This window comes from Streptomyces noursei, from assembly GCF_016917755.1.
Classification (GTDB): Bacteria; Actinomycetota; Actinomycetes; order Streptomycetales; family Streptomycetaceae; genus Streptomyces; species Streptomyces yunnanensis.
Map to the genome: position 1 here is coordinate 3,098,895 of NZ_CP070326.1, position 13,496 is coordinate 3,112,390.

General features: G+C 72.4%; 12 protein-coding genes. 7 read left to right on the top strand and 5 right to left on the bottom strand.

Features of this window, described 5'->3' with window-relative positions; all coding sequences use genetic code 11:
* Positions 1 to 33 precede the first annotated feature (33 nt).
* Both ybaK and JNO44_RS45465 read left to right on the top strand, forming a co-directional pair.
* Entirely contained in the window at positions 34 to 549 is a 516-nt protein-coding gene (gene ybaK, locus JNO44_RS13720; RefSeq protein WP_205364305.1) for a Cys-tRNA(Pro) deacylase, read from the top strand.
* A gap of 105 nt (positions 550 to 654) precedes the next feature.
* A complete protein-coding gene (locus tag JNO44_RS45465; RefSeq protein WP_466868946.1) occupies positions 655 to 729 on the top strand; it encodes a hypothetical protein in 75 nt (24 codons plus the stop codon).
* A gap of 19 nt (positions 730 to 748) precedes the next feature.
* Here the strand turns inward: JNO44_RS45465 and JNO44_RS13725 are convergent, their stop codons facing one another.
* The 4 genes from JNO44_RS13725 to JNO44_RS13740 form a co-directional block, all read right to left on the bottom strand.
* Positions 749 to 1,429: an ABC transporter permease gene (locus JNO44_RS13725; protein ID WP_205364306.1), complete on the bottom strand. Its 681-nt coding sequence runs from the start codon at positions 1,427 to 1,429 to the stop codon at positions 749 to 751.
* 77 nt (positions 1,430 to 1,506) lie between these two features.
* Positions 1,507 to 2,325, bottom strand: a complete 819-nt coding sequence (locus JNO44_RS13730) for an ABC transporter permease (RefSeq protein WP_420882746.1) — start codon at positions 2,323 to 2,325, stop codon at positions 1,507 to 1,509.
* 112 nt (positions 2,326 to 2,437) lie between these two features.
* The gene (locus JNO44_RS13735) at positions 2,438 to 3,427 is read right to left on the bottom strand and encodes an ABC transporter ATP-binding protein (protein ID WP_205369779.1); all 990 of its coding nucleotides are present in this window, start codon (positions 3,425 to 3,427) and stop codon (positions 2,438 to 2,440) included.
* Between the two features lie 115 nt (positions 3,428 to 3,542).
* On the bottom strand, positions 3,543 to 4,823 hold the full coding sequence (locus JNO44_RS13740; protein WP_205364310.1) for an NYN domain-containing protein: 1,281 nt from the start codon (positions 4,821 to 4,823) through the stop codon (positions 3,543 to 3,545).
* A gap of 269 nt (positions 4,824 to 5,092) precedes the next feature.
* On the opposite strand from JNO44_RS13740, the gene JNO44_RS13745 reads away from it, so the two are divergent.
* The gene (locus JNO44_RS13745; protein ID WP_205364312.1) at positions 5,093 to 5,257 is read left to right on the top strand and encodes a hypothetical protein; all 165 of its coding nucleotides are present in this window, start codon (positions 5,093 to 5,095) and stop codon (positions 5,255 to 5,257) included.
* A gap of 139 nt (positions 5,258 to 5,396) precedes the next feature.
* On the opposite strand, the gene dnaE is transcribed toward JNO44_RS13745, so the two are convergent.
* Positions 5,397 to 8,951 carry a DNA polymerase III subunit alpha gene (dnaE, locus tag JNO44_RS13750; RefSeq protein ID WP_205364314.1) on the bottom strand — a complete coding sequence of 1,185 codons (3,555 nt, stop codon included), beginning with the start codon at positions 8,949 to 8,951 and terminating at the stop codon, positions 5,397 to 5,399.
* Positions 8,952 to 9,238: 287 nt separating this feature from the next.
* On the opposite strand from dnaE, the gene JNO44_RS13755 reads away from it, so the two are divergent.
* From JNO44_RS13755 to JNO44_RS13770, 4 genes are all read left to right on the top strand, one after another.
* On the top strand, positions 9,239 to 10,558 hold the full coding sequence (locus tag JNO44_RS13755) for a DUF2252 family protein (RefSeq protein ID WP_205364316.1): 1,320 nt from the start codon (positions 9,239 to 9,241) through the stop codon (positions 10,556 to 10,558).
* Between the two features lie 59 nt (positions 10,559 to 10,617).
* The gene (locus tag JNO44_RS13760; RefSeq protein ID WP_205364318.1) at positions 10,618 to 11,274 is read left to right on the top strand and encodes a hypothetical protein; all 657 of its coding nucleotides are present in this window, start codon (positions 10,618 to 10,620) and stop codon (positions 11,272 to 11,274) included.
* A 108-nt stretch (positions 11,275 to 11,382) separates the two neighbouring features.
* Positions 11,383 to 12,231, top strand: coding sequence for a thioredoxin domain-containing protein (locus JNO44_RS13765; protein ID WP_039637399.1), 849 nt, complete (start codon positions 11,383 to 11,385; stop codon positions 12,229 to 12,231).
* 332 nt (positions 12,232 to 12,563) lie between these two features.
* Entirely contained in the window at positions 12,564 to 13,496 is a 933-nt protein-coding gene (locus tag JNO44_RS13770; RefSeq protein ID WP_205364320.1) for a thioredoxin domain-containing protein, read from the top strand.

The following is a 13,496-nucleotide window of genomic DNA, read 5'->3' on the forward strand; positions in this document are numbered from 1 at the left end:
GCCGGCTCCGCGGGCGAACGAGGCGAGGGCACCGTGGCGAAGAAGGCGAAGCAGGGGAAGAAGGCCGGCCCGCAGACCGGCGGCACGCCGGCGACGGTGGCGCTGACCGCGGCCGGCGTCCCGTTCACGGTGCACGCCTACGAGCACGACCCGGCGGCGGCCTCGTACGGCGAGGAGGCCGCGGAGGCGCTCGGGGTCTCCCCCGACCAGGTGTTCAAGACGCTGCTGGCGGACGTCGACGGCACCCTCACGGTGGCCGTGGTGCCGGTCTCCGGCTCGCTGGACCTGAAGGCGCTGGCCGCCGCGGTGGGCGGCAAGCGGGCCGCGATGGCCGATCCGGCGGCGGCCGAGCGCAGCACCGGCTATGTGCTGGGCGGGATCTCGCCGCTGGGGCAGCGCAAGCGGCTGCGGACGGTACTGGACGCCTCGGCGCAGGGCCGGCCGACGGTGTGCGTCTCGGCGGGCCGGCGCGGGCTGGAGGTCGAGCTCGCCCCCGACGACCTGGTCGCGCTGACGGGCGCCCGACTGGCACCGATCGCGCGGGGCTGAGCGCCCCGCCGGCGCCGCCGCGCGCCCCCGGTTGCCGCCGGCCGCGCCGCACCGGGGCTTCCTGCCGCACCCCGCCCTCGGCTACTACCGGGGAGGAGGTACGCCATGTCGAAGAGGACCCGTAAGCGGAAGTGGCGCGTCCGGAAGGGGCGGGCCAACCACGGTCGCCGGCCGTCCTGAGGGGCGGCCGGCGGAGCGGTCAGTCGGCCGTCGGCGGCTGCTGGTGGTGCCCGGACCAGTCCGGCACCATCAGCCCGTCCGGTTCCGGGTCGCGCGGCCCGAACAGCCCGCTCAGCGCGATCTGGGTGAGCATGCCCGCGATCGGCCAGGCCAGCAGGGCGCCCTTGGCCTGGAGCCGCAGCGGGCCGTCGAAGACGACCCCGGCGCCGACCTGCTTGGCGTGCGCGACCACGTCCGGGGTGGGGCCCAGCCACATGCCGGTCAGCCAGCCCAGCACGGCGGCCAGCAGCCCGCCCACGGCCAGCGACACCACCAGCGGAATGCCGCCGCGGCGCCGGAAGAGGAAGACCACGGCCGCGCTGAGCACGCCGAAGCCGAACGCGAGCAGGACGAAGGTGCCGTCGGCGCCGATCGCCTCCTCGCCCTCGGTGTTCTTGAGGTAGACGTTGCGGGTGTCCGCGATCAGCGGGACGCGCGGCGCCAGCCAGGCCCACAGCACGCCCAGCAGCACCCCGCTCACCGCGACCGCGAGCGCGATCAGCACGCCCTCCCGCAGCTCGCGGGCGAGTTCGGGGCCGGCTGCGGGGTCGGCGGCGGCAGCGGGCTCCTGGGCGGGGGCGTCCTGCTGCCGGTGCGGCTCGTCGGGCGGTTGGTTCTCGTGGGGCGGCTGGTTCTCGTGGGGCGTCTGCGCTGCGGTCACCCCGTCATCGTGCCAGGCCGACGCCGTGGTTCCGGCAGCAGGACACCCAAGGCCCCTATGAGGGTCGGCGGCCGCGCTCACCGAACCGCCGCCCGGCGGTACGCCCACGTCGCCAGGGCCAGCGAGAGCACCCCGACGGCCGCGCAGATGCCCAGGTCGCCGGCGACCGCCAACCAGTCGGGATGCGGGGCGAAGGTCCGTGCCAGCGCCTCCACCCCGTAGGTGGAGGGCAGCAGATCGCGGGCCCAGCCGATCGGCTCGGGCATCCGCCCGGCCGGCAGCACTCCCAGCAGCAGCGCCGCCGACATGCCCAACTGGCCGCCGAGGGTGGCGAGTTCCTGGCGCGGGGCGAGCAGCCCGAGGGCCGCGCCCAGCCCGGACAGCGCCGCGCCGGCAAGCGGGACCACGGCGACCAGCACCCACAGGTGGGCCATCGGCAGCTGGAAGAGCAGGCAGCCGACGACCGCGGTGACCACCGTCCCCGGCACCGTGAAGGACGCGTACGCGGCGGCCGCGCCGAGCACCACGGCGGCCGGCGGCACCGGCAGCGTCGCGTAGTGGTCGAGGCCGCCGCCGGCCCGCAGCTGACCGAAGTACTGGGCCAGCAGGTTCAGCGCGACGAAGGCGACGACCAGCACCGCGGAGCCGGCGACCACCGACCAGGCCGGGTCGCCGCCGCTGACCACCCCGCGCAGCAGGACCATGATCCCGACGGACTGGAAGGTGGCCACGAACAGCAGCGGTATCCGGGCGACCCGGGCCCGGGAGAGCTGGGCGCGGTAGACGGCTCCCAGCGCAGGCAGCAGCCGGGCCCGGGGCGCGAGCGGGGCGACCTCGCCGACCCCGCCGCCGTCCGGTTCGGCTCCGGTCCCGGTCGCCGCCCGCGCGGACACCACACTCACGCCGTCACCCAGCTTTCCCCGACCCACCGTCGGTCCGTCGTACGGGCGAGCGGGCGCCCGCCGTGGCCAGTCCTCGTCCGGCCTCCGGCCGGGGGTACCGCCGCGCTCACGCTTTTACCAGCCCCTCCGCGCGCCCGCCCAGGGAGACGTAGACGTCCTCCAGGCTCGGCGTGGCCAGGGTGAAGTCGTCCAGGGCCGCGAAGGCGGGCCCGGCGGTGACCGCGGTGACCGCGGTGCGGGCCCGGTCGGCGGGCAGCCGCAGGGTCCAGCGGCGGCCGGCGGTGCGGGCCTCGGCGGCGAGGGCGGCGACCTCGGGGACGTCGAGCGGGGGCCGGTCCCGCCAGACCAGCTCCAGCCGGACCTCCTCCCCCACCAGTTCCTTCAGCCGGCCCGGCGTGTCGCAGGCGATCACCCGGCCCTGGTCGATCACCGCGACCCGGTCGAGCACGCTCTCGGCCTCCAGGACGTTGTGGGTGACCAGGACGACAGCTGAGCCCCGCTCGGCGCGGCGGCGGTCCACCGCGGCCCACACGGCGCGCCGGGCGACCGGGTCCATGCCGGTGGTCGGCTCGTCGAGCACCAGCAGCGGGCGCTCGCCGATCAGCACGGTGGCGAAGCAGGCCAGCCGCCGCTGGCCGCCGGAGAGCTTCTTCAGCGCCCGGCCGGCGATCGGGCCCAGGCCCAGCTCGTCGAGGACCGCGTCGCGTTCGGCGCGGGCGGCGCCGGCGTCCAGGCCGCGCAGCCGGCCGGTGGTCTCCACGGCGAGGGAGACGGTCAGCTCGTCCAGCGCGGTCGACTCCTGGCCCAGGTAGCCCAGCAGCCGGGCGGCCCGCTCCGGGTGCCGCACCAGGTCGTGGCCGAGGACGACGATGCTGCCGGAGTCCGGCCTGAGCAGTCCGGTCAGCTGGCGGACCAGGGTGGACTTGCCGGCGCCGTTGGGGCCGAGCAGCCCGAAGATCTCGCCGCGCCGGACGTCCAGGCTGATGCCGTCGCTGGCGCGCACCGCGGGCGCCCGGTCCGCCCCGCGCCGCCCGCGCAGCGCGGGATAGGTCTTGACCAGGTCCCGCACGACGCACACCGGCGCGCCGCGCTCCACCTGTTTTGCGCCCGTCTTCACGAGTGACGAGAGTACGCGGCCCCGGGCGGTCGCCGGTCCCTGGGGCTCCACGGGACGGGCGCGTACGGCCGGCGCGCCGCGTGCGGGCGGGCGGTCAGTCGCCGATCGGGGTGTGTTCGGCGGCGGTGCGCAGGTCGACCTCGCGCCAGAAGCCGGCCCGGATGGCGTAGCGGTCGTGCTCGTCGATCTGGTCGTCCTTGTGGGCGAGCAGGCCGAAGCGGGCGGCGTAGCGGAGCAGTTCCCCGTCGATGCGGTGCGGGATGCGGGGGTACTCCGTCGAGAGCTGCTGGAGGTGGACGGAGTCGGAGAGCCGCTCGGTCCAGCGGCGGGCGAAGACCTGGCCGACCTCGAAGGGGTCGCCGCCGACCGCGGTGATGTCCTCCTCGCGGTCGGCCCAGCGCTGCTCGGCGCTGGTGAGCTGGGCGAGGGTGGGCAGCGAGGCGGTCTCGGCCGGTTCGCCGAGCGGGCCGCCGCGCTCGATCCAGCCCTTGTCGGAGGACCAGCGGAGGGTGGCGGCGGGCTGGGTGCCGTTCGGGGCGGAGTTCGGGGCGGAGCCCTGGACGACGTGGCCGGGGCGGCCGAGGCCGGCGAGGTCCTTGGGGGTGGGGACGCCGCGGGAGCCGCCGGAGCCGGTCTCGCCGGAGGACGCCTCGCGGTCGCCGTCGGGCACCGGGCGGGTGGCGCCGTTGCCGCCGCCCGCGGGGTCCGGTCCGGAGCCGGACGCGGCGGCCGCCGCCGCGGCGACCGCGGTCTCCGGGAGCGGGGCGGAGAGGATCGCGGCGATCTCGGGGCGCGGGGCGGGCGGCGGGGCGCAGGGTCCGCCCAGTTCCTTGGCGCGGACCGCGCCGGTGATCCAGGCGCGGTCCAGCACCCGCCGCTCGTCGGCCTCGGCGACCAGGTCCTCGGACTGGTTGTAGTCGCCGTCGGCGGCCTGGACGGCCCAGAGGTGGACGGCGACGCCGTGCTCCTTGGCGGACATCAGGCCGGGCAGCAGATCGCCGTCGCCGGTGACCAGGACGATGTCGGAGCAGGCGCGGTTGCGGGCGAGTTCGGTCAGCTCGGCGTGCATGGCGGCGTCCACGCCCTTCTGCGCCCAGCGTCCGTCGCTGCGGGTCAGGGCGCCCAGCCGGACGGTGACCCGGGGCATCACCCGCAGTCGGCGGTGTTCGGGCTGCGGGACGCGGTCGGGGGCGCCGTCGAACCAGTAGATCCGCAGCAGTGGCCGTTCGGTGTCGGCCTCGGCGCGCTGGCGCAGGCCCTGGATGAGGGCGGCGTGGTCGACGGTGATCCGGGAACGGGCGGGTTCTCCGGCGAGCAGGCTGGCGGCGGCACCGAGCAGATACCCGGCGTCGACCAGGACGACGCAGCGGTCCACGTTCCACCCTCTTCCCTGAGGTGCTGAAGTCCGGACGCCCCCCGGCTCCGCCCGTGGCACGAGTGCTCTTCGGCTTCCTTCGAGTCTGCCCGACCGAACGGGGGTTATCTGCACGAACTCGATCTTCGGCGTGGCGGATTCACGTTCGGCCAGTCGCACGTCGCGCAACTGCCGCCATCACTCAGGGTAATTGCCCGAAATGCAGTGATCTGTCTGCCGTGTAAGTCTGATTCCGGCCGATCCCAAGATCCCCCTCAGGAGGCACGATCATGGCCAAGAACAAGAAGGAACGGAAGCAACCCAAGGAGAGTCAGAGCGAACGCGGCCAGCAGCGGTCCGAGAAGGCGACGCTCGACGCGATCTCGCACTCGCAGGCCCAGGGCAGCCCGGCGGACGTCGCGCGCAAGCACCAGCGCCGCTTCGGCCACAACTGACACATCCCGGTGAAGCCACCCGGCAGCACCCCAACTGCCCCGCACCACCGATGACTTGCCGAGGGGCGCGCCCGAACCGTGCGGGCGCGCCCCTCGTCGTACCGGGGGCCGGGGCGGCGGCGACGCCCCGGCCGGATGCTCAGCCGGCCAGGCAGGACGGGCCGAGCAGCACCTTCAGGTCGCCGAACAACGACGGGTCGGCGGTGACCCGGTGGCGGTCCAGGCGGAGCACCGTGGTCTTCCGCACGCCCTGGAGTCGGATGCGGACCTCGGTCGAACCGCGGTGGCTGCTGAGCACCTCACCGAGCTTCTCGACCATCGGCGGGGTGACCTTCACCGCCGGGATGGTGATCGTCACCGGGGCGTCGGCGCCGGCCTCCGAGAGGTCGGGGACCATCATCTCCATGGCGACCAGCCGCGGCACGTCCTCCCGCTTGTCGAGCCGGCCCTTGACGAACACCACGGTGTCCTCGACGAGTTGGGTGGACACCAGCTGGTAGGTCGCCGGGAAGAACATGCAGTCGATGGAGCCGGCGAGGTCCTCGACGGTGGCGATGGCCCAGGCGTTGCCCTGCTTGGTCATCTTGCGCTGCAGGCCCGAGATGATGCCGCCGATGGTGACGATCGAGCCGTCCGAGTAGTCGCCGCCGGTCAGCTGGGCGATGGCGGCGTCCGCCTTGTCGCTCAGCACGTGCTCCAGCCCGAAGAGCGGGTGGTCGGAGACGTAGAGGCCGAGCATCTCGCGCTCCTGGGCGAGCAGATAGGTCTTGTCCCACTCCTCCTCGGAGAACTCCACGTCCAGCCCGAAGCCCGGCCCGTCGTCGGTGGCGTCGTCGCCCATCCCGCCGAAGAGGTCGAACTGCCCCTCCGCCTCCTTGCGCTTGACCTGGACGACGTTGTCGATCATCGGCTCGTAGTGCGCCGTGAGGCCCTTGCGGGTGTGGCCCATCTCGTCGAAGGCGCCGGCCTTGATCAGCGATTCGGTGGTGCGCTTGTTGCAGACCACCGCGTCGACCTTGTCGAGGTAGTCGGGGAAGGAGGAGTACTTCCCCTTGGCCTTGCGGCAGCGGATGATCGATTCGACGACGTTCTGGCCGACGTTCCGGACGGCAGTGAGGCCGAAGAGGATGACGTCGTCGCCCTGGGCGGCGAAGTTGGCCTCGGACTCGTTGACGTTCGGCGGGAGCACCTTGATGCCCATCCGGCGGCACTCGTTCAGATAGACCGCGGACTTGTCCTTGTCGTCGCGCACGGAGGTCAGCAGCGCGGACATGTACTCGGCCGGGTAGTTGGCCTTGAGGTAGGCGGTCCAGTAGGTGACCAGGCCGTACGCGGAGGAGTGCGCCTTGTTGAAGGCGTAGCCGGCGAACGGGACCAGGACGTCCCACAGGGCCTGGATCGCGGCGTCGCTGTAGCCGTTCTTGCGGGCGCCCGCCTGGAAGATGGTGAAGTTCTTCGCCAGTTCCTCGGGCTTCTTCTTGCCCATCACGCGGCGCAGGATGTCGGCCTCGCCGAGGGAGTAGCCGGCGACGATCTGCGCGGCCTTCTGCACCTGCTCCTGGTACACGATGAGGCCGTAGGTCAGACCCAGCGTCTCCTTCAGAGGCTCTTCGAGCTCCGGGTGGATCGGCGTGATCTCCTGCCGGCCGTTCTTGCGCTCGGCGTAGTTGATGTGCGAGTTCATGCCCATCGGGCCCGGCCGGTACAGGGCCGAGACGGCGGAAATGTCCTCGAAGTTGTCGGGCTGCATCTGGCGCAGCAGCGAGCGCATCGGGCCGCCGTCGAACTGGAACACGCCGAGCGTGTCACCGCGGCAGAGCAGTTCGTACGTCTTCGGGTCGTCGAGCGGGACCTCCAGGAGCTTCAGATTGATGCCCTTGTTGGCCTCCACCATCTTCACGGCGTCGTCCATGATGGTGAGGTTCCGCAGGCCCAGGAAGTCCATCTTGATCAGGCCGAGCGACTCGCACTGCGGGTAGTCCCACTGTGTGATGGTGACGCCGTCGGTGTGCCGCACCCAGATCGGGGCGTGATCGATGATCGGCTCGCTGGACATGATGACGCCGGCGGCGTGCACGCCCATCTGCCGGACCAGGCCCTCGACGCCCTTGGCGGTGTCGATGACCTTCTTGACGTCCGGCTCGTTCTCGTACATCCCCCGGATCTCGCCGGCTTCGTTGTAGCGCGGGTGCGAGGGGTTGGTGATGCCGTCGAGGTCGATGCCCTTGCCGAGGACGTCGGCGGGCATCGCCTTGGTGAGGCGGTCGCCCATGGCGTACGGGTAGCCGAGGACGCGGGCGGAGTCCTTGATGGCGTTCTTGGCCTTGATCTTGCCGTAGGTGCCGATCATGGCGACCTTGTCGGCGCCGTACTTCTCGGTGACGTACCTGATGACTTCGACGCGCCTACGCTCGTCGAAGTCGATGTCGACGTCGGGCATGGAGACGCGCTCGGGGTTGAGGAACCGCTCGAAGATCAGGCCGTGCTCGATCGGGTCGAGGTCGGTGATGCCCATGGCGTAGGCGACGATCGAACCGGCCGCGGAGCCACGGCCGGGGCCGACCGCGATGCCGTTGTTCTTCGCCCACATGATGAAGTCGGCGACCACCAGGAAGTAGCCCGGGAACCCCATCTGGATGATGACGTCCATCTCGTACTCGGCCTGCTTCTGCCGGTCCTCGGGGACGCCTCCGGGGAAGCGGCGCAGCATGCCGCGGCGCACTTCCTCCTTGAACCAGGTGGTGTTGGTGTAGCCCTCTTCCGGGATGTCGAACCTCGGCATGAGGTCGCGCTTCTCGAACATGCCGGTGGTGTCGACCTGCTCGGCGACCAGGAGGGTGTTGCGGCAGCCCTCCTGCCAGGCGTCCGAGGAGTCGATGGCGTACATCTCGTCGGTGGACTTGAGGTAGTAGCCGGTGCCGTCGAACTTGAAGCGGTCCGGGTCGGAGAGGTTCTTGCCGGTCTGGATGCACAGCAGCGCGTCGTGCGCGGTCGCCTCGTGCGCGTAGGTGTAGTGCGAGTCGTTGGTGACCAGCGGGGGGATGCCGAGCTTCTTGCCGATCTCCAGCAGGCCGTCGCGGACCCGGCGCTCGATCTCGATGCCGTGGTCCATCAGCTCCAGGAAGTACCGGTCCTTGCCGAAGATGTCCTGGTATTCGGCGGCCGACTTCAGGGCCTCGTCGAACTGGCCGAGGCGCAGCCGGGTCTGCAGCTCGCCGGAGGGGCACCCGGTGGAGGCGATCAGGCCCTCGCTCCACTGGGAGATCGTCTCCTTGTCCATGCGCGGCCACTTCTGCAGCCAGCCCTCGGCGTACGCGTCCGAGGAGAGCTTGAAGAGGTTGTGCAGCCCCGTGCTGTTCGCCGCCCAGATCGTCTTGTGGGTGTAACCACCGGAACCGGAGACGTCGTCGCGCTTCTGGTGCGGCTGGCCCCACTGGATCTTGCGCTTGTTGCGCCGCGACTCCGGCGCGACGTACGCCTCGATGCCGATGATCGGGGTGACCCCGGCCTTCTGCGCGGAGTGGAAGAAGTCGTACGCGCCATGGAGGTTGCCGTGGTCGGACATGGCGATGTGCGTCATCCCCATGTCCTTGCACGCCTTGAACATGTCGGAGAGCCGCGCGGCACCGTCCAGCAGCGAGTACTGGGTGTGGACGTGCAGGTGCGTGAAGGGGGGCCTGGACGAGGGGGCCACGGCGCTGAACCTCCGGGAACGGCAGTTGTCGGGACTGGTCGGGCGGGATGGACGGGGCAGGTCCGCCGGGAGCGGCGGAAGCCGTCCGCAGGGATGGACGGAAGATGTCGCGAGGGATGGGTGGGACGGTGTTGAAGTCTACGACCCGGCACTGACAGCGGGGGCCCGCAGCGGTGCGCACGGCGCCCCCGGCGGGACGACCGACGACCGGGCACTCACGGGCCGCCCCGTGCGTTGTCCCGCTGATCTCCGATTCGCTTTCCCGGCACTGCAGGAGGCAGCCAGCGATGCCGATCCCACACGCCCCGACGCGGGACACCGCGCGGCCCGGCCAGGACACCGCCCGGCGCGACGGGGAGATCCTCGCCGCCCTCGACACCGCCCCCGAAGGCGCCCTGCGCCGGATGGCCGGTTCCCCCGCCGCGTTCTTCCGGGGCGCGGCGCCCCTGTTCCACCACGACCTGGCGGAGTCCGGCGCGGGCGCGCAGGGCACGCCGTATCTGGACGAGCGGACCGCCCGGGTGTGGATCCACGGCGATCTGCACGCCGGGAGCTTCGGCGGGTATCTGGACGCCACGGGCCGTCTGGTGTTCGGCGTCACCGGATCGGGTGAGTCCTACGTCGGCCCGTTCACCTGGGACCTGAAGCGGTGCGCGGCCTCGGTGGCGCTGCTCGGGCACGCCCGGGGGCTGAGCGATGCCCGGATCACCGAGCTGGTGCGGGCCTTCGCCGCGGCCTATCGGGAGCACATCCATGCGCTGGCCTCCGACGCGGACACCGCGCCGCCGTGCACCCTGGACACCGCCGACGGCCCGCTGCTCGCGGTGCTGCGCGCGGCCCGCGGCCGGACCCGGGCCGGGCTGCTGGCGTCGCGGACCGAGCGGTGCGACGGCGAGCGGCGCCTCGCGGTCGGGCACGACGGCGTCGAGCTGGACGCGGCGGCCCGCTACACGATCCTGGCGGCGTTCGACGGCTATCTGGAGACGCTGCCGGAGAGCTCCCTGGCCCGCCCGGAGGCGTACCGGATCAAGGACGTGGTGGGCCGGCGCGGCACCGGCACGGCCGACGCGGAGGCGTACGACCTGCTGCTGGAGGGCGGCAGCGACGTCCTGGAGAGCGATGTGGTGCTCACCATGCGGCGGGCGCGGACCCCGTCGCTCGCCCGGTACCGCCCCCTCCCCGACGTCGCCGAGCACGTCCGGCACGACGGACAGCTGGCGGTGCTGGCGCGGTGCGCCCTCCAGACGCACGCCGATCCCTGGCTGGGCTGGACCGCGCTGGACGGCGCGGGCCTGGTCGTCGGCGAGGTCTCGCCGTACACCACCGGGCTGGACTGGTCCGGCCTGGACGACCCCGAGGAGTTCGCCGCGGCCGTCGTCGGGCTGGGCCGGGTCACCGCCGCGGCGCACGCCGCGGGGGACGGCAAGGCCCGGCATCCGCTGGTGCCGTTCCGGCCCGAGCGGGCCATCGACGCGGCCCTGGCGGCCGACGAGGACGGCTTCGGCCCGCTGCTGGCGGACTTCGCGCACTCCGGTGCGGCCCGCGCCCGTGCCGACCACGCGCTCTTCGTCGAGTTGCTCCGGGACGGTCGATTCCCGGTCCGGTAGCCCATCCGGCCCGCCCCCTTAGTAACCCTTTAGCCCGTCCCATGGCACACTCGCTGACGATGGACATCTCTGCGGCACACCTGCGGGCACTGCGCGCGGCGCTCTTCACGGCGCTGTGCGTGACGCTGTCCTCGGCATCCCATGTGCTGCTCTCCCGTATGCCGCTGCCGCCGGTCACCGTCGCCGTGACCGGCGTCGCGGTGTTCGCGCTCGCCTACGCCCTGGCCGGCCGCGAGCGCGGCTACTGGCGGATCGCCGGGCTGCTGCTCCCCCTGGAGCTCGCCGCCGACGCGGTCTTCAGCCTCGGCCAGGACACCTGCTACGGCACGGACGGGACCCAGGCCGCCCCGGTCCACTCGCTGAGCACGATGCTGCTCTGCGGCGGCGGACCGGTCGGCGGCCCGCTGGCCCAGCTCTCCCGCGAGGGCGGCGCGCCGGCCCAGGTCTGGCTGCTGCTGCTCGCCGCGCACCTGGCCGTCGGGCTGCTGGCGGCCGGCTGGCTGCGCCGCGGCGAGGCCGCGCTGGTGCGGCTGCTGGGCGCGGTGGCCGGCTTCGCCTTCCGTCCGATGCTGATCGCGGCCGCGGTCCTGGGCCGGGTCCTGGCGCCGCGTCGCCCGGTGCCCGCCCCCGTGCGGAGCGGTCCGGTCGCCCGGTCCGTTCCCCTGCTCGTGCACTCCGTGGTGCGCCGCGGGCCGCCCTGCGCGCTCGCCGCCTGACGGCCCTCCCGGGCCCGGCGGCCGGCGCACGCCCTCAGGGCGCAGACGCCTCCCGGTAGCACGCACCCCCGTCCCCACGGACCACGGAACCCACGGAGCAGAACAGTCATGAGCAACCGCAACAGTCAGGCCAACAAGCAGGCAGCCCGTGAGCGGCTGCGCGCCGAGCGCGAGCGGCAGGCCAAGAAGGAGCGCACCCGCCGGCAGCTGATCGTCGGCGGCTCGGTCGTCGCGGTGCTGGCGGTGGCCGGCGGCATCGGTCTGGCGGTCGCCAACTCCGGCGGCGGTGACAGCGGCGGCGGCTCGGGCGCCGACGTCTGGGCGAAGGCCGCCAAGGCCAAGCCGGTCCCGCCGGCGAACACCAGCGGCCCCAACGGCACCACCGTGGTCGTCGGCAAGTCCGACGCCAAGAACAGCCTGGAGCTCTTCGAGGACCCGCGCTGCCCCGGCTGCGCCGCCTTCGAGGAGACCGTCGGCTCCCAGATCGAGAAGGACGTCAGCGACGGCAAGTACAAGGCGACGTACCACCTGGGCACCTTCCTGGACGGCAACCTCCAGGGCACCGGTTCCAAGAACGCGCTGAGCGCGCTGGGCGCCGCGCTGAACGTCTCCCCGGACGCCTTCCTGAAGTACAAGTACGCGCTGTACTCCAAGGAGTTCCACCCGGAGGAGATGGGCCCGGACAAGTTCGCCGACGACAGCTACCTGATCAAGGTGGCCGACACCGTCCCCGCGCTGAAGGGCAACGCCGCCTTCCAGAAGGCCGTCAAGGGCGGCACGTACGACGCCTGGGCGATGGCGATGTCCAAGGAGTTCGACTCGCACAAGGACGTCCGCAGCACCCCGACGGTGCGGATGAACGGCACGGTCCTGGGCACCCAGTCCGCCCAGGGGCCGGTCGCGCCGTCCACGGTCGCGGACTTCAACGCGCAGGTGGAGAAGAACCTCAAGAAGTGACCCCCGGGTCCTGACGCCGGGGCACACCCCCGGCACCGGCATCGGCATCGGCCGGCGTGCACCGCGCACGCCGGCCGATGCCAAATCTTGACCCGGTTTCCCGTCGTGCTCATGGCAGACTCCCGGCCATGCAGGGGAGGGGAGTCCACCCGGCGGTCCGGCCGGGGGGCCGACCGGGGGTGAGGGGGGTACCTCCGCTCGTCGGGCACCTGGCCGGCGGGCTGCTCGCGCACGGGGTACACGGGGTACGCCGCCGCGGCCCGCCGTCCCGGCCGCCGTCTGACACCCGCATCGCCCCAGCCAGCGCCGCACCGAAGGATCGGACACCCCCCATGAGCAACCGCAACACCCAGGAGAACAAGCAGGCCGCCCGCGAGCGGATCCGCGCCCAGCGCGAGAAGGAGAAGAAGAAGGAGCGGCTGCGCCGCCAACTCATCGTGGCGGTCTCGGCCGTGGGCGTCCTGGCGATCGCCGGCGGCATCGGCTTCGCCGTGATGAAGGCGAACCAGCCGACCGGCTGGGAGGCCGCCAAAGAGGCCAAGTTGGTGACTCCGGCGCACACCCAGGGCGACAAGGGCACCGAGATCCTGATCGGCGACAAGAACGCCAAGCAGACGCTGGAGGTGTTCGAGGACGTCCGCTGCCCGGCGTGCGCGGCCTTCGAGCAGAGCACCGGCGAGGAGTTGCTCAAGGACCTCCACGACGGCCGCTTCAAGGTCCGTTACACCATGTACTCGTTCATCGACGACATGCAGGGCGGCGAGGGCTCCAAGAACGCGCTGAGCGCGCTGGGCGCGGCGCTGAACATCAGCCCGGAGGCGTTCTTGAAGTACAAGTCGGCGCTGTACTCCGCCAAGTACCACCCCGACGAGCGCGAGGACCTCTACGCCAAGGACTCCGAGCTGCTCAAAGTGGCCGGCGACGTACCGGAGTTGAAGGGCAACAAGGCGTTCGAGAAGCAGGTCAAGGACGGCACCTACGACCGCTGGGCGATGGAGATGACCGCGCTGTTCGGGCGTAAGGGCGTGCGCGGCACCCCCACCTTCATGCACGGCGACAAGAAGCTGACGATGGCGGAGATCCCGCAGCAGAAGATGACGCAGGAGCAGTACAACCAGCTCGCGCGGGCCAACTTCCGCAAGATGATCGACGCGGAGTTCGGCCCGGCGAAGGGCGGCGACGCGGGCAAGGGTCAGGACGCCGGCAAGGACGGCGGCGGCCAGGGCATCGCCAAGGGTGAGAAGGACCCGACCGGCGGCAACTGA